Below are 24,923 nucleotides of genomic sequence, written 5' to 3'. Positions count from 1 at the left end.
GACCGCACTGACGGGGCATCAGCCCAGGTCAGCGCTGGTGCGGCAGGGCCATCCTGAAGGCCGCGCCGTCGCCCGGCGCGGTGCGCAGGGTCAGCTCGCCGCCGTGCGCGACCACCAGCGCGGAGGCGATCGCCAGACCCAGGCCCGCTCCCCCGCTCTCGCCCGCCCGGCGGACCCGGGAGGCATCCACCCGGTAGAAGCGCTCGAACACCAGCGCGGCCTGATCCTCCGTCATGCCCGGCCCGCGGTCCACCACTTCCAGCAGGCACTCGCCGTCCAGCCGGCCCACCCCGATCCGCACCGCGGTGCCCGCCGGGGTGTGCTTGACCGCGTTGCCCACCAGATTGCTCACCACCTGGCGCAGCCGGGCCTCGTCGCCGAGCACCGGTGCGGCCTGCGGGGCGCCCTCGCCGAGCGGGCCGGTCAGCGCCACCGGGCGGCCCGGGTCCAGCGCCGTCAGGTCGTGCAGGGCGTCCGCGGCCAGCGTGCGCAGGTCCATCGGGGCGAGGTTCAGCGGGCGCTCCTCGTCCAGGCGGGCCAGCATCAGCAGGTCCTCCACCAGGGCGCCGAGGCGCACCGCCTCCGACTCGATCCGGTCCATCGCCCGGTCCACGTCGTCCAGCGCGCCCATCCGGTGCAGCTCGGCGAAGCCGCGGATGCCCGCCAGCGGGGTGCGCAGCTCGTGCGAGGCGTCGGCGACGAAACGGCGCATCCGGCGCTCGGAGGCGGCCCGGTCGGCGAACGCCGTCTCGATGTCGGTGAGCATCCGGTTCAGCGCCGCCGACAGCCGGCCCACCTCGGTGCGGGCCGGCAGCTCCGGCATCCGGTGCGACAGGTCGCCGTCCGCTATCCGCTGCGCGCCCGCCTCCAGCTGTCGCAGCGGCCGCAGCCCGGCCCGCACCGCGATCGCGCCGAGGCCGGCCAGGCCCATCAGGACGGCGCCGCCGATGGTGAAGAAGGTGGTGCGCAGGTGCTTGATGGTCGACTGCACGTCGTCCAGCGGCACCGCGACCTGCACGAACCGCGGCGAGCCGAAGTCGCCCGCGGTGGTGCGCTGCAGCGGCAGCACCATCGAGCGCCACTCGCCGCCGCGCGGCACCTTCTCGGTGAACGGCTCGCTCTCCCGGTGCGCCAGCGCGGCGGCGGTCAGCACCGGGAGCTGCGGGGCCGGCTCGGAGTCGGTCAGCGGCTGGCGCAGCACCGACAGCACGGCGCCGTCCGCGCCCAGGTAGCGCACCACGTACTCGCTGGGCAGCGTCTGGCCGGTGCGGCGGCTCAGCGTCTGCGGGCTGAACACCGACATCGGGGTCTGCTGGCGGGTCGGCGCGCGCCGCGCCAGCGGCTCCGCGTACCGCTCCAGCTGCTGGTCGGTGCGCTCCACCAGCTGGGTGCGGACGGTGCCCAGCACCCAGGTGTCGCTGACCACCAGGCCGGTGGTGACCAGCAGCAACGCCAGCACCAGCAGCCTGACCCGCAGCGAGAAGCGGGCCATCTCAGCCGTTCGGCGGGCGGCGCAGCGCGTAGCCGATGCCGCGCACCGTGTGGATCAGCTTGGGGCCGTGCGCCGGGCCGGAGTCGAGCTTGCGGCGCAGGTAGGAGATGTACGACTCGACGATGGACAGGTCGCCGCCGAAGTCGTACGCCCACACGTGGTCGAGGATCTGCGCCTTGGACACCACCCGGCCGACGTTGGCCAGCAGGTAGTGCAGCAGCTTGAACTCGGTGGGGGAGAGCGAGACCGGGACGCCGCCGCGGGTGACCTCGTGCGCGGTCGGGTCCAGGGTGAGGTCGGCCACCACCAGGCGGCCGTCGTCGGCGGGGCCGCCGGCCCGGCGCAGGATCGCCCGGATCCGGGCGATCAGCTCCTCCAGGCTGAACGGCTTGGTGACGTAGTCGTCCGCACCGACGGCCAGGCCCTGGACCTTGTCGCCGGTGCCGTCCTTGGCGGTCAGGAACAGCACCGGGACGTGCTCGGGGCTGCCCGGCCACTGGGTCTGGTCGCGCAGCCGCTGGACGACGGTGAAGCCGTCCAGGTCGGGCAGCATGACGTCGAGCACCACCAGGTCGGGGCGTTCGGCGGCGACCGCGTCCAGCGCCTCCTGGCCGGTGGCGGCGGAGGCCACCCGGAAGCCGGAGAAGCGCAGGCTGGCCGACAGCAGCTCGCGGATGTTCGGCTCGTCGTCCACCACCAACAGAAACGGTTCACCGCCTGCCGGGTTCGCCGCGGACGAGCTCGGCTGCACTGCGCCTGACACGATCTTGCTCCGCCTCCCGGGCCGGGACGAAAAGGGCCGGCCCGGGCGGTTTCCGGGACGGTCTGACGAGGTCCGCCGGGCACGCCCGACCGAACACTGTCAGACAGACCCTAGCCCGGGCAGGCTACGCCAAGTGAATGAAGAACCGCTCGGTCATCCGCTCGTGCCCGAACCGGTACCGGCCCCGGCCCCCTGACCGCCCGGAGCGCCCTGACCACCGCGGCCGCCGCCGGGGCCGCCGAAGCCGCCCGCACCGCCCTCGGTGAGCTGGGTGGCGCTGTAGGAGCCGTCGGCGCCCTTGCTGCCCATCACGGTGACGCTCTGGCCGGGCTGGAGGTCGCCGACCTTGCCCTCCTTGGTCGTGGTGACCTTGGTGGAGTCGCCGGTGGTGACCTTGACGGTGTTCCCGTTGGCGTCGGTCAGGTAGACGGTGCTGCCGTCGACCGACTTGACGGTGCCGCGGGTGAAGCCGCCCCCGCCGGGGAACTGACCGCCGCCCTGGCCGTTCTGGCCGCCGCCGTAGCCGCCCTGGCCACCGCCGCGGCGGCCGTTCTGCTGGCCGGCGCCGCCCGGGTTCTGACCGCCGGAGGCCCGGGTGCCGTTGCCGCCGCTGGTGCCGCTGTCCTTCTGGTACCAGACGCCGCCGGCGAAGGACAGCACGGCGATCAGGGCGCCGGAGAGCGCCAGGGTGGGCCAGGGGAGCTTGCGGCGCGGCGGCGCGGCCAGCTCGGCGGTGATGTCGCGGGCGTCCGGCGCGGTGGCCAGCAGCTCCTGCTCGTCCGACATGAAAGGGCTCCTTCTACTCGTGCCGGAGGGCGTCGATGGGGCGCAGCGAGGCGGCCCGGTTGGCGGGGTAGCTGCCGAAGAACAGGCCGATGGCGACGGCGATGGCGAACGCGCCGAGCACCGACTCGGGGATCACCACCGGCTTGATGCCGACCACCGAGAAGTGCGAGCCGACGATCCCGGCGAGCACGCCGAGGCCGGCGCCGATCACCGACAGCAGGGTGGACTCGGCGAGGAACTGGCCGAGGATGACCGCGCGGGGCGCGCCCAGCGCCTTGCGGATGCCGATCTCCCGGGTCCGTTCGGTGACGGTGACCAGCATGATGTTGGTGATGCCGATGCCGCCGACCAGCAGCGAGATCGCGGCGACCGCGCCGAGCAGCACCGTGAAGGTCTTGGTGGTGGACTCGCGGGCGCTCAGCAGCGAGGTCTGGTTGCTGATCCGGAAGTCGACCTTGGTGGGGTCCTTGATGGCGTGGGTGCCCATCAGGATCCGGGTGATGTCGGCCTGCGCCTCGGCGGTGGTGTCGGCGGAGGACGCCTGCACCAGGATCTGGTTGACCGAGCCGAAGCCGGTGAACGCGTTCTGCACGGTCGGCAGCGGGGCGATCACCACGTCGTCGGGGTCGTTGAAGCCGGTGGAGCCCTTGGTGGCGAGCACGCCGGTCACGGTGAACGGGGTGCCGCCGATGGTGATCTTCTTGCCGATCGGGTCCTCGTTGGCGAACAGCTCCTTCGCCGTGGTGGAGCCGAGCACCGCGACCTTGCGGGAGTTCAGCACGTCGTCGGCGGAGAAGTAGTCGCCCTCGGCGACCTTCTGGTTGGCGGTCTCGAAGTACGCCGGGTAGGTGCCGACGATCTGGCCGGGCTGGTACGAGATGTTCCCGTACAGCGCGGTGCCGGTGGTGGTGACCACCGGGGCGACCGACTTGACGGCCGGGCTGTCGGTGGCCGAGGCGAGCGCCTTGGCGTCCTCCACGGTGAGCTTCTTGGCGGCGGTGGCGGAGCCGCGGGAGGCCGAGGAGGAGACGGTCAGCGAGTTGGTGCCCAGCGAGGTGATGGACTCCTTCACCGCCACCGAGGAGCCGTTGCCGACCGCGAGCAGCAGGATCACCGAGGCCACGCCGATCAGCACGCCGAGCATGGTCAGCGCGGAGCGGATCTTGTTGGCGGCGAGGCCGCCGACCGCGAAGCGGATCATCTGCCAGACGATCACGCGACCACCTCCGCTGCCAGGGCCGGCGGCGGTCCGTCGACCGGGGCCTGCCGGACGTCGGAGACGATCGCGCCGTCGACCAGCCGGACCACCCGCTTGGCGTGCCGGGCCACCTCGTCCTCGTGGGTGATCATCACCACGGTGCGGCCGCGCGTGTTGAGGCCGTCGATGATGCCCAGCACCTCCTCGGTGGAGTGGCTGTCGAGGTTGCCGGTGGGCTCGTCGGCGAGCAGCATCGCGGGCGCGGTGACCAGTGCGCGGGCCACCGCGACGCGCTGCTGCTGGCCGCCGGAGAGCTGGTTGGGCTTGTGGCCGGCCCGGTCGGCCAGGCCGACCAGTGTCAGCGCGGCCAGCGCCCGGCGGCGCCGCTCGGCGGCCCGCACGCCCGCGTAGGCGAGCGGCAGTTCGACCTGGGCGAGGGCGGTGGTGCGCGGCACCAGGTTGAACGACTGGAACACGAAGCCGATCTTGCGGTTGCGCACCAGGGCGAGCTGGCCCTCGTCGAGGTGGCCGACGTCGGTGCCGTCCAGCAGGTAGCGGCCGGCGGTGGGCACGTCCAGGCAGCCGAGGATGTTCATCAGGGTGGACTTGCCGGAGCCGGAGGAGCCCATCACCGCCACGTAGTCGCCCTCGGCGACGTCCAGGTCGACGCCGAGCGGCGCGCCGTCCGGGTCGAGCGGGCCGCGCAGGGCGTGCACGACGGCATCGCCGTGGCCGTAGGACTTGGTGACCCGGCGGATCTGGATCACCGGGGGCTTGCCGGTGCTCATCCGCGCGAACCCCCGCCGCCGTTGCCGCCGCCGCTGCCGCCGCTGCGGCCGCCCGCGCCGCCGAAGCCGCCCGCGCCGCCGCCGCCGAACCCGCCGGCGCCGCCCATGCCGGGGAACTGTCCGGACGGGAAGCCGTTGCCGGTGCCCGCGGTGGTGGCGGTCAGTTCGACCTTCTCGCCCTCGGTGAGGCCCTCGGTGACCTGCACGGTGCTGTCGCCCTCGATGCCGACGGTGACCTGCACCCGCTCGGTGGAGCCGTCGTCGTGCAGCACGGTCGCGGTGCGGGTGGCGCCGGTGCCCTGGAGGGCCGCGGTGGGCACCGACAGGGCGCTGTCGGCGGAGCCGGTGACCACCGAGATGGTGGCGCTCAGGCCGGTGCGCAGCGTGGAGGTGTCGCCGGAGATCTGGAGCGTCGCGCCGTACTGCACGGCGCCGTTGGTGGAGCTGGACGGCAGCGAGCTGACCGACAGGACGGTGGCGTCGAGCTTGGTGTCGGACTGCGCGTTCAGGGTGACGGTCGCCGTCTGGCCCTTCTTCAGCTTCAGCGAGTCCAGCTCGGAGAAGTTCGCGGTGACCTCCATCCCGGAGGGGTTGGTCAGCACGATGAAGCCGGTCGGGGTGGTGCTCGAACTGCCGCTGCCGCTGGTGGACTTGGCGCTCGTCGAGGAGGCGCCGGAGCCGCCGGAGGAGGAACCGGCGCCGGAGACGGTGTCGCCGACCTTGCCGGAGACCGAGGCGACGGTGCCGTCGGTGGTGGCGGTCAGTGTGGTGCCGGCCAGCGCGGTGTTCGCGTTGGTCAGCGTGGTCTGCGCGTTGTCGACCTGCTGCTGGGCCTGGGCGACCTGCGCCTGGTCGACCTTCACGGTGGTCGTGGTGGTCGGCTGCATGGTGGTGGCGGCCCCGCCGGAGCCCGAGCCGGAGCCGGAGCCACTGCGGCCGGACGACCCGCCGGTGCCGGAGCCGCCCGAACCCGAGCCGGAGCCGGACGAGCCGGACGAGCCGGTGCCCGGGACAGTGGTGGTGACCGTCTCGCCGGCCTCCGCCTTGGTCAGGTTGGCCTGGGCCGCGGTCAGCGCGGACTGCGCCTGGTCGACCTGCTGCTGGGCGGTGGTGGTGTCGACGGTGGCGAGCACCTGACCCTTCTTCACCGTGTCGCCGACCGCGACCTTCACCGCGGTCAGCCGACCGCCGGTGACGAAGTCCTGGCCGGCGTCGGAGGGCGAGAACAGCGTGCCCGATCCGGACACGGTGGCCTGGACCGTGCCCTTGGCGACCGTGGCCGTCCGGACCTTGGCCCCGGTGGCGGCCTTGCTGGTCCCGCTGTCCAGGGTGGTGTACGCCAGCGCGGCCCCGCCCAGCAGGGCCACGCCGAGCGCGGAGTTGACGAGGACGGCACCACGCCGTCGCGGAAGCACCTTCATGGCGCAGAAGCATCGTCCCGCGCTCTTGCGCCACCCTGTGCGGACCCTGACCGCCCGCTGGGAGCGGCGATCCGGACGAATCGCCGCACTTCACCCGCCCGGGCTCCGCGAACCCACCGACGGACCACCAGCTCTTGACCCGACTGCCAGGAAGCTCCCAGTGAAGTCCCGTCACCGGTTCACCCGCCCGCGCCGGTCAGTCGGTCAACTTCCCCGCGAAGTGGTCGAGATACGCCTGCATGTCGAAGTGTCCGTGTCCGGAGAGCGCGAACACGATCGCCTTCGACTCGCCGGACTCCCGGCAGGCCAGCGCCTCGTCGACCGCCACCCGCACCGCGTGGGTGGACTCCGGGGCCGGGACGATGCCCTCCGCGCGGGCGAACGCCACCCCGGCCTCGAAGCAGGCGGTCTGCGGTACCGCCACCGCCTCCACCAGGCCCAGCTCCTTCAGGTGGCTGACGATCGGCGACATGCCGTGGTAGCGCAGCCCGCCGGCGTGGATGGCGGGCGGGGTGAAGGCATGCCCGAGGGTGTGCATCTTCAGCAGCGGGGTGCTGCCGGCGCTGTCGCCGAAGTCGTAGTCGTAGCGGCCCCGGGTCAGTGACGGGCAGGACGCCGGCTCCACCGCGACCGCCCGCACCGCGCGACGCCCGGCCAGCTGCTCGCCGAGGAACGGGAAGGCCAGCCCGCCGAAGTTGGAGCCGCCGCCGGCCGCGCCGATCACCACGTCCGGGTAGTCGTCGAGCCGGGCGAACTGGGCGAGCGCCTCCTGCCCGATCACGGTCTGGTGCAGCAGCACGTGGTTCAGCACCGAGCCGAGCGCGTACTTGGCGCTGCCGCCGGAGCGCCCCACCGACTCGACGGCCTCGGAGATCGCCAGCCCGAGGCTGCCGGTGGCCGCCGGGTCGTCGGCGAGCGCGGCCCGTCCGGCGTCGGTCAGTTCGGAGGGCGAGGCGTGCACGCGCGCGCCGTAGGTCTCCATCAGGGCCCGCCGGTAGGGCTTCTGGTCGTAGGAGACCCGGACCATGAAGACCTCGCAGTCCAGCTCCAGGAACGAGCAGGCGAGGCCGAGCGCACTGCCCCACTGCCCGGCGCCGGTCTCGGTGACCAGCCGGGTCACACCCGCCCGCTTGTTGTAGTACGCCTGCGCGAGCGCGGTGTTGAGCTTGTGCGAGCCGGTCGGGTTGCCGCCCTCGTACTTGTAGTAGATCCGGGCGGGGGTGCCGAGGGCCCGCTCCAGGCGTTCGGCGCGCACCAGCGGGGCGGGCCGCCAGCGGCGGTAGAGGTCGAGGACCGGGCCGGGGATGTCGACCTCGCGGGGGCCGCCGAGTTCCTGGGCGGCGAGTTCGGCGGGGAACAGCGGTGCGAGGTCCGCGGCGGTGACCGGCTCCTTGGTGCCGGGGTGCAGCATCGGAGGGACCGGCTCGGGCAGGTCCGGGAGGATGTTGTACCAGGTGGTGGGCGTGACGTCGGTGTGCTGCGGGCTCATCCGGGCTCTCCCTGCGGTGCGGTCGCTGCCGCCGGGAGTCCTTCCACGCCGACGGGGCGGGCAACCGCGTTGCCCACCCCGTCACCTGACTCGATGTCAGATCTCCTTGCGGAACGCCTCCGCGGCGCCCAGGAACAGGTCGTTGCCCCGGACCTCGCCGATCGAGACGCGGACGCCCTCGCCGGGGAACGGGCGGACCACCACGCCGGCCTCGGCGCAGGCGGCGGCGAAGTCGAGGGTGCGCTCGCCGAGGCGCAGCCAGACGAAGTTGGCCTCGGAGTCGACCACGGTCCAGCCCTGGGCGCGCAGCGCGGCGGTGACCCGGGCGCGCTCGGCGACCAGCGCCTCGACCCGCTCCAGCAGGGCGTCCTCGGCGCGCAGCGAGGCGACCGCGGCGTCCTGGGCGAGCTGGCTGACGCCGAACGGGACGGCGGTCTTGCGCAGCGCGCCGGCGACCTGCTCGTGGCCGACGGCGAAGCCGACCCGCAGGCCGGCCAGGCCGTAGGCCTTGGAGAAGGTGCGCAGGACGCAGACGTTGGGGCGGTCGCGGTACAGCTCGATGCCGTCCGGGACGTCCTCGTCGCGGATGAACTCGCGGTAGGCCTCGTCGAGGACGATCAGGATGTGCGCGGGCACGGCGTCCAGGAAGCGGACCAGTTCCTCGCGGTGCAGGGCGGCGCCGGTCGGGTTGTTGGGGTTGCAGACGAAGATCAGCCGGGTCCGGTCGGTGATCGCGGCCAGCATCGCGTCGAGGTCGTGGGCCTCGTCGGCGGTGAGCGGGACGGGCACCGGGGTGGCGCCGGCGATCTGCGTGATGATCGGGTAGGCCTCGAACGAGCGCCAGGCGAACATGACTTCGTCGCCCTCGCCGGCGGTGGCGAGCACCAGGGACTGGGCGACGCCGACCGAGCCGGTGCCGGTGGCGATGTGCTCGGCGGGGACGTCGAAGCGCTGCGCGAGTTCGGCGGTGAGCGCGCCGACTCCCATGTCGGGGTAGCGGTTGAACGCGCCGGCGGCGGCGACCGCGGCCTCCAGCACGCCGGGCAGCGGCGGGTAGGGGTTCTCGTTGGAGGACAGCTTGAAGGAGTCCGCGCCGGCGGGCTTTCCGGGCTTGTAGCTGGGAATGCCGTCCAGGCTCGGCCGCAGGCGGGGGCCGTGCTCACGCTGAACCACGGGGTTCTCCGTTTCTCTTCCTCGGCGGTGGTGCCGATCGCTCCCCGGTCGGGTGCCGTGAACGATACCGACCGCCCCTCACCCGTCAGGGTGAGATGCTCGTCCGGGTTACGGGTGCAGATCAGCCATTCTGCCGGGTTCCTTTGGCACATGTCAGAGGTATTAGGCCTGGAAAACCACAGGTATCGAAGGGTGCACCCCGGTGGCGGTCATGGAGAAACGTATCTGCGACGCAGGGTGGCGAAGCGGTCACAGAACGCCGCGATGCGCCATACGATCGGTCCGCCATGACAGCAGCAGCCAATCAGAACGGTCGCCGAGCCACCGCCTCACGGCGCCTGGAACGGGCAGGCATCCGGGACGTCGCGGCGGCCGCCGGAGTCTCCATCACCACGGTCTCGGACGCCCTCAACGGTAAGGGCCGCCTCCCCGACGAGACCCGCAGCCGGGTCCGCGAGGTCGCCGAGCGCCTCGGTTACCGACCCTCCGCCGCCGCCCGGACGTTGCGCACCGGCCGGTCCGGCCTGATCGGACTGACCGTCACCACGTACGGCGAAGAGCCGTTCACCTTCACCGAGTTCGCCTACTTCGCGGAGATGGCGCGGGCCGCCACCAGCGCCGCGCTGGGCCGCGGCTACGCCCTGGTGGTGCTGCCCGCGTCCTCCCGGCACGACGTGTGGAGCAACATCGCGCTGGACGGCACGGTGGTGATCGACCCGCCCGACCAGGACCCGCTGGTCACCGAGCTGTACCGGTCCGGCGTGCCGGTGGTCTCCGACGGCAAACCCGGCAACTGCCCGGTCACCGCCTGGGTCGACAACGACCACGAGGCGGCGGTGCTCGGCATCCTGGAGCACCTGAGCGAGGCCGGCGCCCGCCGGATCGGCCTGCTCACCGGCACCTCCACCGACACCTACACCCGGCTCTCCACCGAGGCGTACCTCGCCTGGTGCGACCGGGTCGGCCAGGAGCCGGTGTACGAGGCGTACCCGGCGCACGACCCGGCCGCCGGGGCGGTGGCGGCCGACCGGCTGCTGGCCCGCCCGGACCGGCCCGACGCGGTGTACGGGCTGTTCGACCCGAACGGCACCGACCTGCTGGCCGCCGCCCGCCGCTACGGCCTGCGGGTGCCGGACGACCTGCTGCTGGTGTGCTGCTCGGAGTCCGACGTGTACGCCAACACCGAACCGCCGATCACCACCCTGTCGCTGAAACCCCGTCGGATCGGCACCACCGTGGTCAACCTGCTGATCGACGCGATCGAAGGAGTCGACGCGGGGTCGGGATCGGCGCCCGGGCGGCTGTTCCCGCCGCGCTACCGGACCGCCGGGACGGGCCCGCCGCCCGGCACCCTGATGCCCACCGAACTGATCGTGCGGGCCTCCTCGCAGCGTCGCAGCCCGCGCACCACGGTCAGTCCGCCCCGCCCGCCGGGCGAGGTGTGAACGCGCGCCGCCCGCGCCCGCCCGCGGTCCGGACCATCCCGGACCGGGGCAGACCGGGCGGCCGACCCGCCGCCCGGCGGGTCAACAGGGAAGACGGATACCGACCAGGTGAGGACGGCGGGAGAGTGCGCTTCCTATGATGGGCGAATGACACCCGAGGACCTCTTCCGCGAACCCGAGCACCCGCACTCGGGCATCCGCTCCCGCCAGGACCTCGACGTGCTCCCGCAAGGCTCCTGGTTCGAGCCGGCCGCACCCGCCGGCTACCAGTACGAGGACACCCACAGCACCTACGGCGGCGCCCACTACCTGGAGCAGCACTGGGCCCCCGCCGGGCAGTTCGGCGACAGCGCGCCCGTGCCCGGGCACTGGGCCCCCACCGGGGCCGCCCCGCACGACGACCCGCCGACCATCGAGCTCGGCCCGCCGATCGAGGCGGCGCCCGCCGTCGAGGTGCACTTCCCCTACCCGCAGCCCGAGCCCGGCGAGGGCCCCGGCCCGCTGTTCGTCATCGGCGACGTGCACGGCTACCTCGACGAGCTGCTCGCCGCGCTGCACCAGCAGGGCCTGATCGACGCCGACGGCCACTGGTCGGCCGGCCGCTCCCGGATCTGGTTCCTCGGCGACTTCACCGACCGCGGCCCGGACGGCATCGGCGTCATCGACCTGGTGATGCAGCTGGCCGCCGAGGCAGCCGCGGCCGGCGGCTACTGCCGCGCCCTGATGGGCAATCACGAACTGCTGTTCCTGGGCGCCGCCCGGTACGGCGACGAGGCCGTCCAGTCCACCGCCGGCACCGCCTCGTTCCTGGCCGCCTGGCGGCTCAACGGCGGCCAGCAGCACGACCTGGAGCGCCTGCAGCCGCACCACATCAGCTGGCTGTCCCGGCTGCCCGCGATGGCGCTGGAGGACGGCCACCTGCTGCTGCACTCCGACACCACCGCGTACCTGGAGTACGGCGAGACCATCGCCGACGTCAACGACGCCGTGCACGCGCTGCTCGCCGACGAGGGCATCGACGAATGGTGGGACGCCTTCCGCAAGTTCACCAAGCGGTTCGCGTTCCGCGGCCAGGCCGGCACGATGGCCGCGCAGGAACTGCTCGCCATGTACGGCGGCTACCGGGTGGTGCACGGCCACAGCCCGATCCCGTACCTGACCGGCGACCACCCGGAGGACGGCACCCCGCCGCACGTGCCCGGCCCGTACATCTACGCCGACGAGCTGGCCATCGCGATGGACGGCGGCGTCACCATGGACGGCCGCCTGTTGGTCGCCCGGCTGCCGCTGAACTGACGCACTGTCGAACAACTGCTCGACGGCGCACGGGAGCTGAGCGCCCCGAAGTTCCGGAAAGTGCCTGTCGGCGCGCTCCCGCGCACCCCTACCATCGAGGCCTGCGACTTTCGTCCACCTCGCGGAACGGGGTATCCATGAGCCACCCGCCGCGCCTGCTCGCCGAGGACCGCGCCGACTTCGGCCGGCTGCTCGACGAAGCGCTGCGCGACCCCGCCGTCCGGCAGGCCCTGGCCGAGCCCGGCGTGCACCTCAACACCGAACAGCTGCACACCAGGGCCCTCGCGGAGGCCGAGACCGTCGCCGCGCCCGCCGCCGCCGAGTACGCCCGCTACCTGGAGCTGCGCACCGCGGCCGCCGAGCGGCGCCCGGAGAGCGCGCCACCGGTCGTCGGCGCCGGGCTGCTCCCCGCACTGACCGTGCTCACACCGCTGCTGGCCGGGTCCACCGGACTGATCCTGCTGGTGCTCGGCTGGCTGCTGCGGGTCACCTCGCCCGGCCTGGCGTTCGGGCGCGCCACCGTCACCGCCGGGCTGCTCGCGCTGGCCGTCGCCGCCGCCGCACTGCTGATCGGCGGCGCCGGACTGGTCCTCACCGCGCGCCGCGGCGCCGCCCGCATCCCCGGCGCGGACCCGTACCAGCAGGCCGAGCTGGCCGCGGCCCGGGCCGCCTGGCACTCCGCGCTGCGCGACCGCGCCCTGCTGCCCTGGCTGCTCGCCCACCACACCGCCGCCCCCGGCGCCGCCGCCCCCGGCACCGGCGTCCCGCGCCCCAGGGCCGCCGCGCCCGACCTGCTCAGCCCCGGGTACAGCCGGGCCGGATACGCCAGCCCGGGGTTCACCAGCCCCGGACCGGAAGGTCTGACGGACGATCAGCACCGGCCGCGCCCGGCCGGGTTCACCGGCCCCGGGCACAGCAGCCCGGACTTCACCAGCCCCGGACCGGAGGGCCTGACGGACGACCGGGGGCGCAAGCGCACCGACGGCCCCCGCTTCACCAGCCCCGGCCCCGAGCAGCTCACCGACGCCGACGGCCGGCCCCTGCCCGACGCGCCCCGCTTCACCGCCCCCGACTTCACCAGCCCGGGCCGCGAAGGTCTGACGGACGATCAGGGCCGCCCGCGCCCGGCCGGGTTCACCGGGCCCGGGCACAGCAGCCCGGACTTCACCAGCCCGGGGCCGCGGGGTCTCACCGACGAACGGGGCCGCAGGCGCTCCGACGGACCCGGCTTCACCAGCCCCGGCCCCGAGCAGCTCACCGACGCCGACGGCCGCCCCCTGCCCGACGCGCCCCGCTTCACCGCGCCGGACTTCACCAGCCCGGGACCGGAGGGCCTGACGGACGGTCAGGGACGCCCGCGCACCGACGGCTCCGGGGCCGACCCCGACCCGCACGACGACTGACAGGACCGCCCCGATGATCGACGAGCTGGACCTGGCCCTGGTCGACGCCCTGCGGGTCGACCCGCGGGCGCCGTGGTCCCGGCTGGCCGGGCCGCTCGGCGTCGACCCGGCCACCCTGTCGCGCCGGTGGGCCCGGCTGGCCGCCGCCGGGGACGCCTGGGTGACGTGCTACCCGTCCCAGGACCGGATCGGCCGGGGCCTGGCCGCCCTCGTCCAGGTCGACTGCCCGCCCGACCGGGTGAGCGCCGTCGCCGCCGAACTCGCCCGGCACCCGCAGGCCGCCAGCATCGAACTCGTCACCGGCGGCGCCGACCTGCTGCTCACCGTCGCCGCCTACGACCACGAGGGGCTGACGGCGTACCTGCTGGACCGGCTCGGCCCGGTGCCGGGCGTGCAGCGCGTCCGCACCAGCCTGGTGGAGCGCACCGTGGTCGAGGGCAGCCGGTTCAGCAGCGGCGCCCTGGACCCGGCGCAGCGCGCCGCCATCGCCGGGCCGTCCGGGCGGACCCGCCGGCCGGTCGCGGACCGGCGGATCGAACAGGACCTCGCGCTGATCCAGGCACTCGGCGCCGACGGCCGGATGCCGTACCCGGCGCTGGCGGCCCGCACCGGCCTGCCCGCCGCGACGGTGCGCCGCCGGCTCACCGAGGTGCGGGGGTCGGGGCGGGCGGTGCTGCGCTGCGACGCCTCGCCCCGGGTCACCGGGCACCCGCTGGGCGCGATGCTCTGGCTGGACGTCCCCCCGGGCGACCTGCCGGACGCCGCCCGCCGGCTGGCCGCGCTGCCGCAGACCCGGATGTGCGCGATCACCGTCGGGCCCGCCAACCTGGTGGTCCACCTGACCGTCTCCCAGGTGTCGGAGCTGGGCCGGATCGAACAGGAGCTGGCCCTGTGCTTCCCCGCCGTACGCGCCCTGGACCGCCATCTGATGCTGCGCACGCCCAAGCTGCTCGGCCACCTGCTCGGCCCGGACGGCCGGCGCACCGGGTACGTCCCGATCGCACCCTGACGGGTCGTCAGCCCGTGCGTCCGAGGGCCAGGGCCGCCAGCAGGGCCGCCGCGTCGCCGAGCACGTCGTCGTCGAAGCGGGCCTGCGCGGAGTGGTTGTAGGGCGCGGTGAACGGGTCGGCGTCGGGCGGGCAGGCGCCGAGCACCAGGTACGCGGCGGGGACGTGCCCGGCCAGGACGCCGAAGTCCTCCGAGCCGGCCAGCGGGCGGGGCATGTCGAAGTACCGGTCGGCGCCGAGCAGTCGGCGGGCCGTCCGCTCGGCGTACCCGGCCTCGACCGGGTCGTTGACCGTCACCGGGTAGCCGGGCTCGACCGTCGCCTCGACCTGGCAGCCGTGCGCCTCGCCGATGCCGCGGGCCACCCGGACCGCCCGGTCCAGCACCTGCGCGCGGGCGGCGGGGGAGAACGAGCGGACGGTGGCGGCGAATTCGGCCCGGTCGGGGACGACGTTCTCGGCGGTGCCCGCGTGGAAGGTGCCGACGGTGAGCACCACCGGGTCGAAGGCGTCGAACTGCCGGGTGACCATGGTCTGCAACGCCAGTACCGCCTCGCAGGCGACCGGGACGGGGTCGAGCGCCAGGTGCGGGCTGGAGCCGTGGCCGCCGCGGCCGCGGACCACCACCCGCAGGGTGTCGCTGGCGGCCATGATCGGGCCGGGCCGGCCGCCCACCGTCCCGGCGGGCAGCTGGGCGGAGGCGACGTGCAGCGCGTACGCGGCGGCGACCCGGCCGCCGGCCGCGTCCAGTACGCCGTCCTCGATCATCAGGGCCGCCCCGCCGTCCCCCTCCTCGCCCGGCTGGAACATGAACACCACGCTGCCGGCCAGCTGTTCGCGTCGCTCGGCGAGCAGCCGGGCCGCGCCAACAAGGGCGGCGGCGTGCAGGTCGTGGCCGCAGGCGTGCATCGCGCCGGGCAGCTCGGAGGCGTACGGCAGGCCGGTGTCCTCCTGGACGGGCAGCGCGTCCAGGTCGGCGCGCAGCAGCACGGCCGGGCCCGGGCGGGCGCCGCGCAGCACGGCGGTGACGGAGGACAGCCGCTCGCCGAGGGCGATCTCCAGCGGCAGGCCGTCGAGGGCGGTCAGCAGCCGCGCCCGGGTGCGCGGCAGGTCGAGGCCGATCTCGGGGTGGCGGTGCAGGTCGCGCCGGAGTTCGACCAGCGCGGGCCGGAGCGCGCCGGCGGCGCGGCGCAGGTCGGCGAGGTCGTCGGGAGCGGCGTGGTCGGGGTGAAGGTCGGTCGACACGGGTGCGCCTCCAGGTGGACGGGGAGCGGACGGTCCTCCCGCATCCTGGCCCCGGGGCGGCCCCGGGCGCTCGGTCGACGCACGGATCGGGCGCTTCCGCCCGGCTCGGCGCACGAATCGCCCGACAGTGCGGCGGTGATCGTCCGGGCCTCGGCAGCGGGCCCGGCGGTGCCTTCGCGCAGGGCGGTGACGATCGCGCCGTCCATCAGCAGGACGAGCCGGCGGGCGAGTTCGGCGCACTCCGGCTGCGGCCGGCCGTCGGCGGCCGGCGGGCCGGCGGGCCGGCGACATAGTCGACGACCTGGCGTTCGCGTCCCGCGGCGACCTGGTGGGCGGGGCTGTCGGGGTCGGCGGTCTCGACCTGGTGTTGCTGAACGCGCAGCCGCGGAAGTCGGCGCGGCCGAAGCGTTCGGCGCGGGCGTCGAACACCGCGAGCGGCCGGCCGCCGACGCCGTCGACGCGGCCGGCCGGCCACGCGCGCCACTGCTGGTCGCGGCGGGTGAGGACGGCTTCGCCCACCTCCGCCTCCCCGGCGCCGACACCGTCCAGGTGGTCTCCGCGCCGGCCGTCCAACGGTCACCCATCCGGGCCGATTGTCACTCAACCCCCTTTCGCATCAGGTGAGTTGAAAGACACACGGGCGGACTTCCGGACTGTCACAATCGCTTCCATGACGTCACCGCTCCGCGCCCTGGCCGCCACCGCCGCCCTGCTCGCCGTCGGGCTCGCCGTCACCGCCTGCACGTCCGACAGTGAGAAGCGCACGGCGGTCTCCTTCACCGCCGACGGCCGGCTCTCCGGCGACGCGCTCAAGCAGGCCGCCGAACAGCTCCGGCACCGGGCCGAACTGCTCGGCCTCAAGGACCCCCGGGTCAGCACCGACGACGGAACCCTGTCGCTCTCCGCCGCCGGCCCGCTCGACAGCCGCATCGAGGCCCTCACCCACCAGGTCGCACTGGAATTCCGCCCGGTCCTCGGCACCGCGGAGTCGTTCACCGTCCCGCCCCGACTGCGCCCGCAGCTCGACGCGCTGGACTGCACCGCCGCGGCGCACCCGGCCGACCCGACCGCCGAGACCGTCGCCTGCAGCACGGCCACCGCTCAGGAGCCCGCGACGAAACTCGCCCTCGGCCCGGTCGCCGTGAAGGGCGCCCACATCGCCGGCAGCACCGCCGACCTCGACGGCGCCGGCAACCAGTGGCAGGTCACCCTCACCTTCACCGACGCCGGCGCGACCGCCTTCACCGCCCTCACCACCGACCTGGTCACCAAGCCCGACCCCGCCGACCAGCTCGCCATCGTCATCGACGGCGCCGTCGTCTCCCACCCCCGCGTGACGAACCCCATCACCGGCAACCAGATCGTCATCACCGGCGGCTTCACCCACGACCAGGCCCAGACCCTCGCCGCCCAACTCTCCACCGCCGCCCTCCCGGAAGGCCTCCGTCCCACCGGCCGCTGACCGCCGGTCACCGGGAGACCGGGAACGCGCCGCGCCACGCCGAGGTGCGGACGAGGCGGGCGGCGTACAGGACGGGGAGCATGCAGGCGGTCTGGGCGGCGGCGTACCAGAGGGGGCAGATGCCCGGGATGAGGTCGACGGCGACGATGGCGATCGGCATGACGAGGGTGACGGCGCCGAGGCGGTCGTAGGCGCGGCGGGAGCCGGTCGCGGCCGAGGCGGCCAGGCGGTGGAGTGCGACGGCGATCAGCGGCAGCAGCGCGGCCCGCACCCACATGAAGGTGTTGACCTGGTGACCGGCGGCGGCAACGGCGGCGACGGCCACCAGGGTCGCGGTGGCGAGCGTGCCATAGATCCTCAGGGAGGTCCGGACGGCGGCGACGGCCCGCGGGGAAGTGACGTAACTGCCGTTCTGCGTCTGCGTCTTCATGCCGTCGACGCTACGGACCGGCCGTTCGGCCCGGTATCCGTCCAGGCCCACCGCGGGGTGGGGCCAGCCCCACTCTTGCGGCGGCGGAGGGCCACCCGGGGCTTTGCGCGGTGCACAGTGGTGGCACCGGACGGGAGCGAGGGGGAGTCATGGAGCGGGTGGGAGCGTGGGCGGCGGGCGTCGGCGTGGGGTTGGTGCGGGCGTGCGCGGTCGCGGGGCTCGCGCTGGCGGTGCCGGCGGTGTGGGCGGGTGCGGTGGCGCTGGGGATCCACTGGGGGGCGGCCAACCCGTGGTCGTGGCTGCTGCCGGCGGTGCTGGCGGGTGCGGGCACGCTCGTCCTGTGCCGCCCGGTGTGCGCGGCGGTGCGAGCCCTGGTGGCGCGGTGGAGCGGCGCCGTCGTGCCGGCGGGGTACCGGCAGGCCCCGCGGGTGACCCAACTGTCCACCGGCTACTGGTGGAACGGCTTCGGCTACGAGCGCACCCGGCGCGACGCGCTGATGGACCAGCACTGGCGGATCCGCTGGCAGGACCCGGCGAACCTGCGTGACCTGCGGTTCGTCGCGGTGTTCCCGTTCACCGCGGGCCTGCTCGCCGCCGTGCCGCCGGCCGCCCTGGTGACGGCCGCCGTCCACCGCGGCGTCCTCACCGCCGTGCCCGGCGTGCTGCTGGCCGTCGGCTGCGCCCCGTACGCCTGGCGGGCCGTCGTGCCGGTGGCGGTGCGGTTCCTGCGGCCGTCGACGGCGATGGCGCTGGCCGAGCGGGTCGCGGAGCTGACCGCCCAGCGGGCGGACGCCACCGTGGCGCAGGCCGCCGAGATCCGCCGGATCGAACGGGACCTGCACGACGGCGCGCAGGCCCGCCTGGTCGCGCTCGGCCTCTCCCTCGCCACCGCCCAGCGGCTGCTGGACCGTGACCCGGAGCAGGCCCGGGCGCTGATCCGCGACGCGCAGGCGGGGGCCACCGCCTCGCTCGCCGAACTGCGGGAGCTGGTCCGGGGGATCAGCCCGCCGGTGCTGACCGAACGCGGCCTGCTGGACGCGGTCCGCGCGCTCGCCCTGGACCTGCCGCTGCCCGTGGACGTCGAGGCGCAGGGCCCGCTGCGGGCGGACGCGCCGGTCGAGGCGGCGGTCTACTTCGGGGTCGCGGAGCTGCTGACCAACGCCGTCCGCCACGCGGGAGCGACCCGGGCGACGGTGAGACTCCGTCAGGACGCGGCCGGCGTCGACGCGGAGGTGCTGGACGACGGCCGGGGCGGCCTGGTCGAACGTCCGGGCGGCGGGCTGGCGGGCCTGCGCCGCCGGGTCGACGCGTTCGGCGGCACCTTGACGATCGACAGCCCCGCGGGTGGGCCCACCCGTGTCAGGATGGCGGTGCCATGCGAATCCTCGTAGCCGAAGACCTGTACCTGCTGCGCGACGGAATGGTCCGCCTGATCGAGGCCTGCGGCCACCAGGTCGTCGCCACCACCGCCACCGGCCCCGACACCCTCGACGCGCTGCTGAAGTGGCGCCCCGACGTGTCCGTGGTCGACGTCCGGATGCCGCCCACCCAGTCCGACGAGGGCCTGCGGGCCGCGCTGGCCGCCCGCGCCCGGGTGCCGGGCCTGCCGATCCTGATCCTCTCCCAGCACGTCGAGCAGCTGTACGCCCGGGAGTTGCTGGCCGACGGCTCCGGCGGCATCGGCTACCTGCTCAAGGAGAGCGTGTTCGACGCCGACCAGTTCCTCGACGCGCTGGAGCGCGTCGCCGGCGGCGGCACCGCCATGGATCCGGCCGTCATCGCCCGGCTGCTCACCGCCACCCCCGCCGGCCGCGACCTGGGCCGCCTCACCGAGCGCGAGCAGTCCGTGCTGGGTCTGATGGCCGAGGGCCTCTCCAACCAGGCCATCGGCCGGCGGCTGTTCCTCAGCGAGAGCGCCATCGGCAAGTACACCACCACGATGTTCGCCAAGCTCGGCATCCCCGACGACACCGACACCAACCGCCGCGTGCGCGCCGTCCTCGCCCACCTCAACCGCCCCTGACCCCGGCGCCGTTCGACCCGGGCCGGGACCGGCCGCAGGACGGCCGATCGCCCGTCAGGCGCCGAGCTCCCGGCGCATCAGCGTGCACATCGTCTCGTACCGGCGCACCGAACCGTCCGGCGCCACCACGTCCCAGGCGTCCGGTTCCCGTCCGTACGGCCGGTAGCCGAGGCGTTCGTACAGCGCACGGGCGCGCGGGTTGTCGTCCTCGACGCCGAGTTCGGCCCGGGTCAGGCCGCGGTCGGCGATCCGCTGCTCCGCGGACCGGATCAGGAACGTTCCGATGCCGCACGAGCGGAGGGCCGGGTGCACGCCGAGCTGCCAGAGCGTCCCCGCGCCCGGGCTCACCGTCCAGTCGACGCCGCCGAGCGCCACCGGAAACCCGACCGGCGTGCACACCGCCAGGTAGTCGACCTCGCCGGCCGCCGCCCGCGCCACCTGGTCCGCCAACTGGCGCACATGCAGGGCGTCCCCGGCCCATTCGCACGCCGGCAGGTCCGCCGAAGTCAACTCCCGCACGGTCAGAGCAAATCGGACCTCGGACATGACGCCTCCACGCTCGCCGGACGACCACCTGCCGCTATGGCAGCACCCGCCGGACCGCGCCGTCCACGGGATTACCCGCCGCTGCGCACCCGGCCCGACCCGCCCGGTCCGGCCGCCGGGCGGTGAGAGCGGAAAGCCTCCGGTTCGCACCGCGGTGGCGGTGCGAACCGGAGGATTCGGGTGGTTCCGGTGGTTACTGCTTCGGGGTCAGGCAGAGGACGAACTTGTCGCTGCCCAGCTGCTGGGCGAGCGCGTCGAACTCGCCGCCGCAGGCGTTGGTGTCGAAGGTCTTGTCGATGACCTTCTCGACCGTGTGGGTGGCCTTGCTGTCGTCGCAGCCGACGGTGTCGACCTTGGGGTCGGTGTCGCTGCCGGTCACGGCGACGCACTGGCCGACCTTGGCGTGCACGGGCTTGTCGGTCATCGCGTCACGGAGGCCGAACTTGACCACGGCGATGACGACGAAGATCAGCACGACGCCGAGGGCGGAGAGCACCTTCTTGCCCTTGCTCCGCTTCGCCGTGGGCACGGCGCCGGCCGGTGCCTGGCCGTAATCGAACGGTGCCGGGGCGCCGGCCTCGGGGGCGGCCGCATGCGGGTTCTCGGGGGACTGCGGGGTGCTCATGGATTCCCTTTGGGGTCGCTCAGGTCGAACATGCTCGCGAACCTTATCCAGATCCGATGTGGTGCCATTCCGGCAATTCCCTCCATACCGGATCGGCCGTCATCCAAGCGAAATGTAAAGACTTGACCAACCCTCAATTGCAGCGGACCCCGACGGCAGCCCCGCGCAGTTCCTCGACCACCGCGAGGAACAGGAAGAAGTTCGGGATCCTGTGCACCGGGGTGTTGGACCAGGCCAGCAGCTTTCCGGCCTTCCCGACGAACACCACACCGTTCTTGACCTCGACCCGCTGCACCTCGCTCCACGCCAGCGAGCCCCGCTTCGCATTCGCCATCCCGGCCGCGTTGACCGTGATGTCGCCGAACCGGGCCGTCCCGCCGTTCCTCAACAGGTCGAGCGTCCGCGGCAGTTGGGCCCGGGTGATCTCGTGCTGGACAGCCGCGCCCCAGACCTCGGGGTCGGCGTAGAACCCGGTCAGCTCGATCGCGGAGCCGTCCGGCGTGTACAGCGTGTACAGGTAGGTGGTCCCGGTGTGGACCCCGTTCACGTACCGGCGGGTGATCCGCTGCAGCACCGCCGCGGTGTCCCAGCGGAACGCCACCGGCCGGCCGTCGCGGCCGCTCACCACCAGCCCGTGCTCGAAGCAGTGGAGCCGCTTCGCCGCCTGCTTGCGGTTCAGGTTCGGCGACCGCACCAGCAGCCAGACGAAGAACAGGCCGGGAAGGACGAACAGCGCCAGGCCCAGCAGACACATGCCGATCAGCCCGGCCAGTGCCCCACCGCTCATCCGCTTCGGCCCGAACGACGCCCGCAGCGCCCCGAGTTCCTGACCGGCCGCGAGCGCCGCGACCTCCTCGGAAGGCTGTTCCTGCACCGGGGGTGCCTGTGTGTCCTGCACGGAAGTCTCTTTCAGCACGGAGAAACCGCAGGTCGACCCGGCGGCGCACGGGATCGTACTAGCCCGCGGGGTGACGCCCCGCCCGGAGCCGGCACATCGGCTCTGCGGGGTGGCCCGAGGCGCGCCTGTCTGCTTCTCCGGCGCCTACAGGCAGATCCAGCAGTAGAGCTGCTCGCCGGCTTCGCGGGCGCGCCTGGCGAGTCGGATCAGCTCCTCGGCCGGCGGCTGCATGTCCTCCACGCCTGCGGGGCGGAGCTCCTCCGCCTGTACCCAGCTGGCGACGATCGTCGGCACATCCACGTCGCGCACCCCTGCCAGCGTGTCCCGGACCGTGGCGTCCAGCTCGACCACCCAGGGCCCCGTGGCCCAGGGGTCGTCCTCGTCCGGTGGGCCGTCCGGTCCGGGCTCCGGGGTGGTCGGCCACACCGGCCGCTCGTCCACGAGGCCCGGCTCCCAGGGAACTTGACGGATGGCGGCGATCAGCTCCCCCAGGACGAGGTCCGGATCCAGGCGCTTGGCCTCGACTCCGTCGAAATGGGGGTTCCTGCCGCCGACGAGCGGGCGTTCGTCCGCCCGCTCCAGCGCCCGCACGACCGCGGCCGCATCGGCTGCGCGGAAGTAGTCGGTCAGCACGCCCATGGGTTTCCTCCCGGCACGGTCGTCGGTCAGCCGACAGTGGACCAGGCATCACCGACATCGGCGGCACCGCGGGAGCCGAGCCGCCGGCCGCCCGCCGCTCGGCGCAGGTCGGCACGGGGCCGGCGCACCGGCCCGCTACAGGTAGTCGAAGTAGCGGATCCACCAGTCGCAGGGGCGACCTTCCCCGTAGTACGAGGCCAGTCGCTCTCTCACCCCGTCGTACGGACGCGTCAGCAACCGCTCCGGGAGCACCACGTAGCCCAGCTCCGTCAGGGCTCGTTCCACGGTGGCCAGGTCGTCCACGTGCAGCGCGCCTTCGTCGACCGCCTCGGCGGTGTCGAGGAACTCACCGGGGTTCTCGGCCGCGACCACCGCCATGGATCCGAAGTTGCTCACCGAGACGACGATCTTCACCCCGAGCCTGGTGGCCGCCGCCGGCACGTCCGCCCTCGCGTGCAGACCGGCGTCCTGCACGTTCCTGTCCGCCCGGCACCGCGTGGCGAAGTCGCTGTCCAACCTGCTCACCAGGCGATCGAAGCGCGCCCGGGTCGCGGAGTTGTCGTAGCCGGGCGGGTACTCCGCCGAATCCGGGTCGTCGAGGCGATGGAGCAGGGCGATCAGCTCGGCGTCGGTGTGCGTCATCCGCCCATGGTGGCGGAGCGGGCAGCGGCCGGGGCGCCGCTCCGGGGGTCCGACCTCCGGAGCGGCGCAGCCGGTACGAGCGGGGCGGTCAGTCGGCCAGCGGGAGGTAGACCTTGTTGCCGCGGGCCGCGAACTCGGCGGACTTCTCGGCCATGCCGGCCTCCGCGGTGGCGTTCAAGTCGGCGCCGTGTTCGTCGCGGATCTGCCGGCTGATCTTCATCGAGCAGAACTTCGGGCCGCACATGGAGCAGAAGTGCGCGGTCTTGGCGGGTTCGGCGGGAAGGGTCTCGTCGTGGAAGGCGCGGGCCGTCTCCGGGTCCAGGGCCAGGTTGAACTGGTCCTCCCAGCGGAACTCGAAGCGGGCGTCGGAGAGTGCGTCGTCCCAGGCCTGGGCGCCGGGGTGGCCCTTGGCGAGGTCGGCGGCATGGGCGGCGATCTTGTAGGTGATGACGCCGGTCTTGACGTCGTCGCGGTCGGGCAGGCCCAGGTGTTCCTTGGGGGTGACGTAGCAGAGCATCGCGGTGCCCCACCAGGCGATCATCGCGGCGCCGATGCCGGAGGTGATGTGGTCGTAGCCGGGGGCGACGTCGGTGGTGAGCGGGCCGAGCGTGTAGAACGGGGCCTCGTCGCAGATCTCCTGCTGGAGCTCCATGTTCTCGCGGATCTTGTGCATCGGGACGTGCCCGGGGCCCTCGATCATCACCTGGACGTCCTTGGCCCGGGCGATCCGTCCGAGCTCGCCCAGGGTGGTGAGTTCGGCGAACTGCGCCTCGTCGTTGGCGTCGGCGATGGAGCCGGGCCGCAGGCCGTCGCCGAGCGAGAAGGTGACGTCGTAGGCGCGCAGCAGGTCGCAGAGTTCCTCGAAGTGGGTGTAGAGGAAGTTCTCCTGATGGTGCGCCAGGCACCAGGCGGCCATGATCGAGCCGCCGCGCGAGACGATGCCGGTCTTGCGGCGGGCGGTGAGCGGCACGTACCGCAGCAGCACGCCGGCGTGCACCGTCATGTAGTCGACGCCCTGCTCGCACTGCTCGAGGACGGTGTCCCGGTAGACCTCCCAACTCAGTTCCTCGGCGCGGCCGTCGACCTTCTCCAGGGCCTGGTAGAGCGGGACGGTGCCGATCGGGACGGGGGAGTTGCGCAGGATCCACTCGCGGGTGGTGTGGATGTTGCGGCCGGTGGAGAGGTCCATGACGGTGTCGGCGCCCCAGCGGGTGGCCCAGGTCATCTTCTCCACCTCCTCCTCGATGGAGGAGGTGACCGCGGAGTTGCCGATGTTGGCGTTGATCTTCACCAGGAAGTCGGTGCCGATGACGGCCGGTTCGCTCTCGGGGTGGTTGACGTTGACCGGGATGACGGCCCGTCCGCGCGCCACCTGCTCGCGCACGAACTCCGGCTCCAGGCCCTCCCTGAGCGCCACGAACTCCATCTCGGGAGTGATCAACCCGCGCTTGGCGTAGCCGAGTTGGGTGACGGCGACGCCGTCCCGGGCGCGCAGCGGGCGGCGCGGGCGGCCGGGGAAGACGGCGTCCAGGTTGCGCAGGTCGCCGCCGCGCGGCGCGGTGTGCTTGATCCCGTCGTCCTCGGGCCGGACCTCGCGGCCCTGGTACTCCTCGACGTCGCCGCGCTGCCGGATCCAGGCGTCGCGCAGCGCGGGCAGGCCGCGCCGGACGTCGGTGGGCAGGTCGGGGTCGGTGTACGGGCCGGAGGTGTCGTACAGCGGGACGGTGCGGCCGTCGGTCAGTTCGACCTCGCGGTAGGGAACCCGCAGGTCGGGGCGGCTGCCCTGGCGGTAGGCCTTGCGCCAGGCCGGGGTGGGGTAGCCCGCGGCGGACGGCCGGCGGGCAGACGTGTGCTCAGAAAACGCGGTCATCGGACCTTCAACTCCCTACGCCGGCATTACCCGGTCAGGTTCCTGCGGTCGGCGCAGCAGGTGGTACGCGGGCCCGCGTACCGTCAGCGCCCTCTCAGCCCGGTGCTCCGAGCTCCCGTTTCCGCGCAGGCGTCACCGCCTGCGTCCGCTCCTCACCGTAGGGCACCGGGCGGCGCCGGTCCAGGCCACCGAAACCGGCCACGGCCGGCGTCCGGTTTCAGTACGCTGCTGCGGAGGACAACTGTGCGATCTCGATCAGCGCCCCAATTCGCCGTCGCTGGAACA

General features: G+C 73.7%; 23 protein-coding genes and 1 riboswitch. Of the genes, 7 read left to right on the top strand and 16 right to left on the bottom strand.

Annotated features, from left to right (window positions below; all coding sequences use genetic code 11):
• Window positions 1–28: 28 nt before the first annotated feature.
• From ACIQF6_RS09440 to hisC, 8 genes are all read right to left on the bottom strand, one after another.
• Entirely contained in the window at window positions 29–1,492 is a 1,464-nt protein-coding gene (locus ACIQF6_RS09440; protein WP_400892090.1) for a sensor histidine kinase, read from the bottom strand.
• Window position 1,493: 1 nt separating this feature from the next.
• Complete coding sequence (locus tag ACIQF6_RS09435; RefSeq protein WP_400892221.1) at window positions 1,494–2,195, bottom strand: response regulator transcription factor; 702 nt, start codon at window positions 2,193–2,195, stop codon at window positions 1,494–1,496.
• Window positions 2,196–2,408: 213 nt separating this feature from the next.
• Complete coding sequence (locus tag ACIQF6_RS09430) at window positions 2,409–3,041, bottom strand: hypothetical protein (protein WP_400892088.1); 633 nt, start codon at window positions 3,039–3,041, stop codon at window positions 2,409–2,411.
• Between the two features lie 13 nt (window positions 3,042–3,054).
• The gene (locus tag ACIQF6_RS09425) at window positions 3,055–4,257 is read right to left on the bottom strand and encodes an ABC transporter permease (protein WP_400892085.1); all 1,203 of its coding nucleotides are present in this window, start codon (window positions 4,255–4,257) and stop codon (window positions 3,055–3,057) included.
• Complete coding sequence (locus ACIQF6_RS09420; protein WP_400892083.1) at window positions 4,254–5,027, bottom strand: ABC transporter ATP-binding protein; 774 nt, start codon at window positions 5,025–5,027, stop codon at window positions 4,254–4,256. Before ACIQF6_RS09420 ends, ACIQF6_RS09425 begins: the two co-directional genes overlap by 4 nt.
• Entirely contained in the window at window positions 5,024–6,448 is a 1,425-nt protein-coding gene (locus tag ACIQF6_RS09415; RefSeq protein ID WP_400892081.1) for an efflux RND transporter periplasmic adaptor subunit, read from the bottom strand. The genes ACIQF6_RS09420 and ACIQF6_RS09415 overlap by 4 nt, the downstream gene beginning before the upstream one ends.
• Window positions 6,449–6,644: 196 nt before the next feature.
• The gene (locus tag ACIQF6_RS09410) at window positions 6,645–7,937 is read right to left on the bottom strand and encodes a TrpB-like pyridoxal phosphate-dependent enzyme (protein WP_400892079.1); all 1,293 of its coding nucleotides are present in this window, start codon (window positions 7,935–7,937) and stop codon (window positions 6,645–6,647) included.
• A 96-nt stretch (window positions 7,938–8,033) separates the two neighbouring features.
• Window positions 8,034–9,110: a histidinol-phosphate transaminase gene (gene hisC / locus ACIQF6_RS09405; protein ID WP_400892077.1), complete on the bottom strand. Its 1,077-nt coding sequence runs from the start codon at window positions 9,108–9,110 to the stop codon at window positions 8,034–8,036.
• A gap of 287 nt (window positions 9,111–9,397) precedes the next feature.
• Between hisC and ACIQF6_RS09400 the strand changes: the two genes are divergently transcribed.
• The 4 genes from ACIQF6_RS09400 to ACIQF6_RS09385 all read left to right on the top strand — a co-directional run bounded on the left by ACIQF6_RS09400 (window position 9,398) and on the right by ACIQF6_RS09385 (window position 14,263).
• A complete protein-coding gene (locus tag ACIQF6_RS09400; RefSeq protein WP_400892075.1) occupies window positions 9,398–10,555 on the top strand; it encodes a LacI family DNA-binding transcriptional regulator in 1,158 nt (385 codons plus the stop codon).
• 147 nt (window positions 10,556–10,702) lie between these two features.
• The gene (locus ACIQF6_RS09395; protein ID WP_400892073.1) at window positions 10,703–11,851 is read left to right on the top strand and encodes a metallophosphoesterase; all 1,149 of its coding nucleotides are present in this window, start codon (window positions 10,703–10,705) and stop codon (window positions 11,849–11,851) included.
• Window positions 11,852–11,988: 137 nt separating this feature from the next.
• Window positions 11,989–13,254 (top strand): hypothetical protein, encoded by a 1,266-nt coding sequence (locus ACIQF6_RS09390; RefSeq protein ID WP_400892071.1) that lies wholly within the window; start codon window positions 11,989–11,991, stop codon window positions 13,252–13,254.
• 13 nt (window positions 13,255–13,267) lie between these two features.
• Entirely contained in the window at window positions 13,268–14,263 is a 996-nt protein-coding gene (locus ACIQF6_RS09385) for an Lrp/AsnC family transcriptional regulator (protein WP_400892069.1), read from the top strand.
• Between the two features lie 7 nt (window positions 14,264–14,270).
• On the opposite strand, the gene ACIQF6_RS09380 is transcribed toward ACIQF6_RS09385, so the two are convergent.
• The gene (locus ACIQF6_RS09380) at window positions 14,271–15,503 is read right to left on the bottom strand and encodes a M20 family metallopeptidase (RefSeq protein WP_400892066.1); all 1,233 of its coding nucleotides are present in this window, start codon (window positions 15,501–15,503) and stop codon (window positions 14,271–14,273) included.
• A 670-nt stretch (window positions 15,504–16,173) separates the two neighbouring features.
• Here ACIQF6_RS09380 and ACIQF6_RS09375 point away from each other — a divergent pair.
• Window positions 16,174–16,965, top strand: coding sequence for a SecDF P1 head subdomain-containing protein (locus ACIQF6_RS09375; protein WP_400892063.1), 792 nt, complete (start codon window positions 16,174–16,176; stop codon window positions 16,963–16,965).
• Between the two features lie 7 nt (window positions 16,966–16,972).
• Here ACIQF6_RS09375 and ACIQF6_RS09370 read toward each other — a convergent pair whose 3' ends face one another.
• Complete coding sequence (locus ACIQF6_RS09370) at window positions 16,973–17,395, bottom strand: hypothetical protein (RefSeq protein ID WP_400892060.1); 423 nt, start codon at window positions 17,393–17,395, stop codon at window positions 16,973–16,975.
• 149 nt (window positions 17,396–17,544) lie between these two features.
• Here ACIQF6_RS09370 and ACIQF6_RS09365 point away from each other — a divergent pair, with 149 nt between their 5' ends.
• Both ACIQF6_RS09365 and ACIQF6_RS09360 read left to right on the top strand, forming a co-directional pair.
• Complete coding sequence (locus ACIQF6_RS09365; protein WP_400892058.1) at window positions 17,545–18,786, top strand: histidine kinase; 1,242 nt, start codon at window positions 17,545–17,547, stop codon at window positions 18,784–18,786.
• Window positions 18,771–19,418, top strand: coding sequence for a LuxR C-terminal-related transcriptional regulator (locus ACIQF6_RS09360; RefSeq protein ID WP_400892055.1), 648 nt, complete (start codon window positions 18,771–18,773; stop codon window positions 19,416–19,418). The genes ACIQF6_RS09365 and ACIQF6_RS09360 overlap by 16 nt, the downstream gene beginning before the upstream one ends.
• Before the next feature lie 54 nt (window positions 19,419–19,472).
• Here ACIQF6_RS09360 and ACIQF6_RS09355 read toward each other — a convergent pair whose 3' ends face one another.
• From ACIQF6_RS09355 to thiC, 6 genes are all read right to left on the bottom strand, one after another.
• A complete protein-coding gene (locus ACIQF6_RS09355) occupies window positions 19,473–19,964 on the bottom strand; it encodes a GNAT family N-acetyltransferase (protein ID WP_400892052.1) in 492 nt (163 codons plus the stop codon).
• Window positions 19,965–20,157: 193 nt separating this feature from the next.
• Window positions 20,158–20,589 carry a hypothetical protein gene (locus ACIQF6_RS09350; RefSeq protein WP_400892050.1) on the bottom strand — a complete coding sequence of 144 codons (432 nt, stop codon included), beginning with the start codon at window positions 20,587–20,589 and terminating at the stop codon, window positions 20,158–20,160.
• Between the two features lie 133 nt (window positions 20,590–20,722).
• Window positions 20,723–21,487 (bottom strand): DUF6585 family protein, encoded by a 765-nt coding sequence (locus ACIQF6_RS09345; protein WP_400892047.1) that lies wholly within the window; start codon window positions 21,485–21,487, stop codon window positions 20,723–20,725.
• A 144-nt stretch (window positions 21,488–21,631) separates the two neighbouring features.
• The gene (locus ACIQF6_RS09340) at window positions 21,632–22,126 is read right to left on the bottom strand and encodes a hypothetical protein (RefSeq protein WP_400892045.1); all 495 of its coding nucleotides are present in this window, start codon (window positions 22,124–22,126) and stop codon (window positions 21,632–21,634) included.
• Between the two features lie 135 nt (window positions 22,127–22,261).
• The gene (locus ACIQF6_RS09335) at window positions 22,262–22,768 is read right to left on the bottom strand and encodes a hypothetical protein (protein ID WP_400892042.1); all 507 of its coding nucleotides are present in this window, start codon (window positions 22,766–22,768) and stop codon (window positions 22,262–22,264) included.
• Between the two features lie 88 nt (window positions 22,769–22,856).
• Window positions 22,857–24,638, bottom strand: coding sequence for a phosphomethylpyrimidine synthase ThiC (gene thiC / locus ACIQF6_RS09330; RefSeq protein WP_400892039.1), 1,782 nt, complete (start codon window positions 24,636–24,638; stop codon window positions 22,857–22,859).
• Window positions 24,634–24,767: riboswitch (TPP riboswitch) on the bottom strand. Its footprint overlaps the gene before it by 5 nt.
• Between the last annotated feature and the right edge of the window lie 156 nt (window positions 24,768–24,923).

It is taken from the genome of Kitasatospora sp. NPDC092948 (assembly GCF_044754805.1).
GTDB lineage: Bacteria > Actinomycetota > Actinomycetes > Streptomycetales > Streptomycetaceae > Kitasatospora.
The sequence above is the reverse complement of the archived record's forward strand: the minus strand, read 5'-3'. Positions and strand labels throughout refer to the sequence as shown.

Coding starts and splice junctions, on each gene's coding strand:
- ACIQF6_RS09440 (WP_400892090.1), bottom strand. CDS start 1,492: ATGGCCCGCTTCTCGCTGCGGGTCAGGCTGCTGGTGCTGGCGTTGCTG.
- ACIQF6_RS09430 (WP_400892088.1), bottom strand. CDS start 3,041: ATGTCGGACGAGCAGGAGCTGCTGGCCACCGCGCCGGACGCCCGCGAC.
- ACIQF6_RS09420 (WP_400892083.1), bottom strand. CDS start 5,027: ATGAGCACCGGCAAGCCCCCGGTGATCCAGATCCGCCGGGTCACCAAG.
- ACIQF6_RS09415 (WP_400892081.1), bottom strand. CDS start 6,448: ATGAAGGTGCTTCCGCGACGGCGTGGTGCCGTCCTCGTCAACTCCGCG.
- ACIQF6_RS09410 (WP_400892079.1), bottom strand. CDS start 7,937: ATGAGCCCGCAGCACACCGACGTCACGCCCACCACCTGGTACAACATC.
- ACIQF6_RS09400 (WP_400892075.1), top strand. CDS start 9,398: ATGACAGCAGCAGCCAATCAGAACGGTCGCCGAGCCACCGCCTCACGG.
- ACIQF6_RS09395 (WP_400892073.1), top strand. CDS start 10,703: ATGACACCCGAGGACCTCTTCCGCGAACCCGAGCACCCGCACTCGGGC.
- ACIQF6_RS09390 (WP_400892071.1), top strand. CDS start 11,989: ATGAGCCACCCGCCGCGCCTGCTCGCCGAGGACCGCGCCGACTTCGGC.
- ACIQF6_RS09385 (WP_400892069.1), top strand. CDS start 13,268: ATGATCGACGAGCTGGACCTGGCCCTGGTCGACGCCCTGCGGGTCGAC.
- ACIQF6_RS09375 (WP_400892063.1), top strand. CDS start 16,174: ATGACGTCACCGCTCCGCGCCCTGGCCGCCACCGCCGCCCTGCTCGCC.
- ACIQF6_RS09370 (WP_400892060.1), bottom strand. CDS start 17,395: ATGAAGACGCAGACGCAGAACGGCAGTTACGTCACTTCCCCGCGGGCC.
- ACIQF6_RS09365 (WP_400892058.1), top strand. CDS start 17,545: ATGGAGCGGGTGGGAGCGTGGGCGGCGGGCGTCGGCGTGGGGTTGGTG.
- ACIQF6_RS09360 (WP_400892055.1), top strand. CDS start 18,771: ATGCGAATCCTCGTAGCCGAAGACCTGTACCTGCTGCGCGACGGAATG.
- ACIQF6_RS09355 (WP_400892052.1), bottom strand. CDS start 19,964: ATGTCCGAGGTCCGATTTGCTCTGACCGTGCGGGAGTTGACTTCGGCG.
- ACIQF6_RS09350 (WP_400892050.1), bottom strand. CDS start 20,589: ATGAGCACCCCGCAGTCCCCCGAGAACCCGCATGCGGCCGCCCCCGAG.
- ACIQF6_RS09340 (WP_400892045.1), bottom strand. CDS start 22,126: ATGGGCGTGCTGACCGACTACTTCCGCGCAGCCGATGCGGCCGCGGTC.
- ACIQF6_RS09335 (WP_400892042.1), bottom strand. CDS start 22,768: ATGACGCACACCGACGCCGAGCTGATCGCCCTGCTCCATCGCCTCGAC.
- thiC (WP_400892039.1), bottom strand. CDS start 24,638: ATGACCGCGTTTTCTGAGCACACGTCTGCCCGCCGGCCGTCCGCCGCG.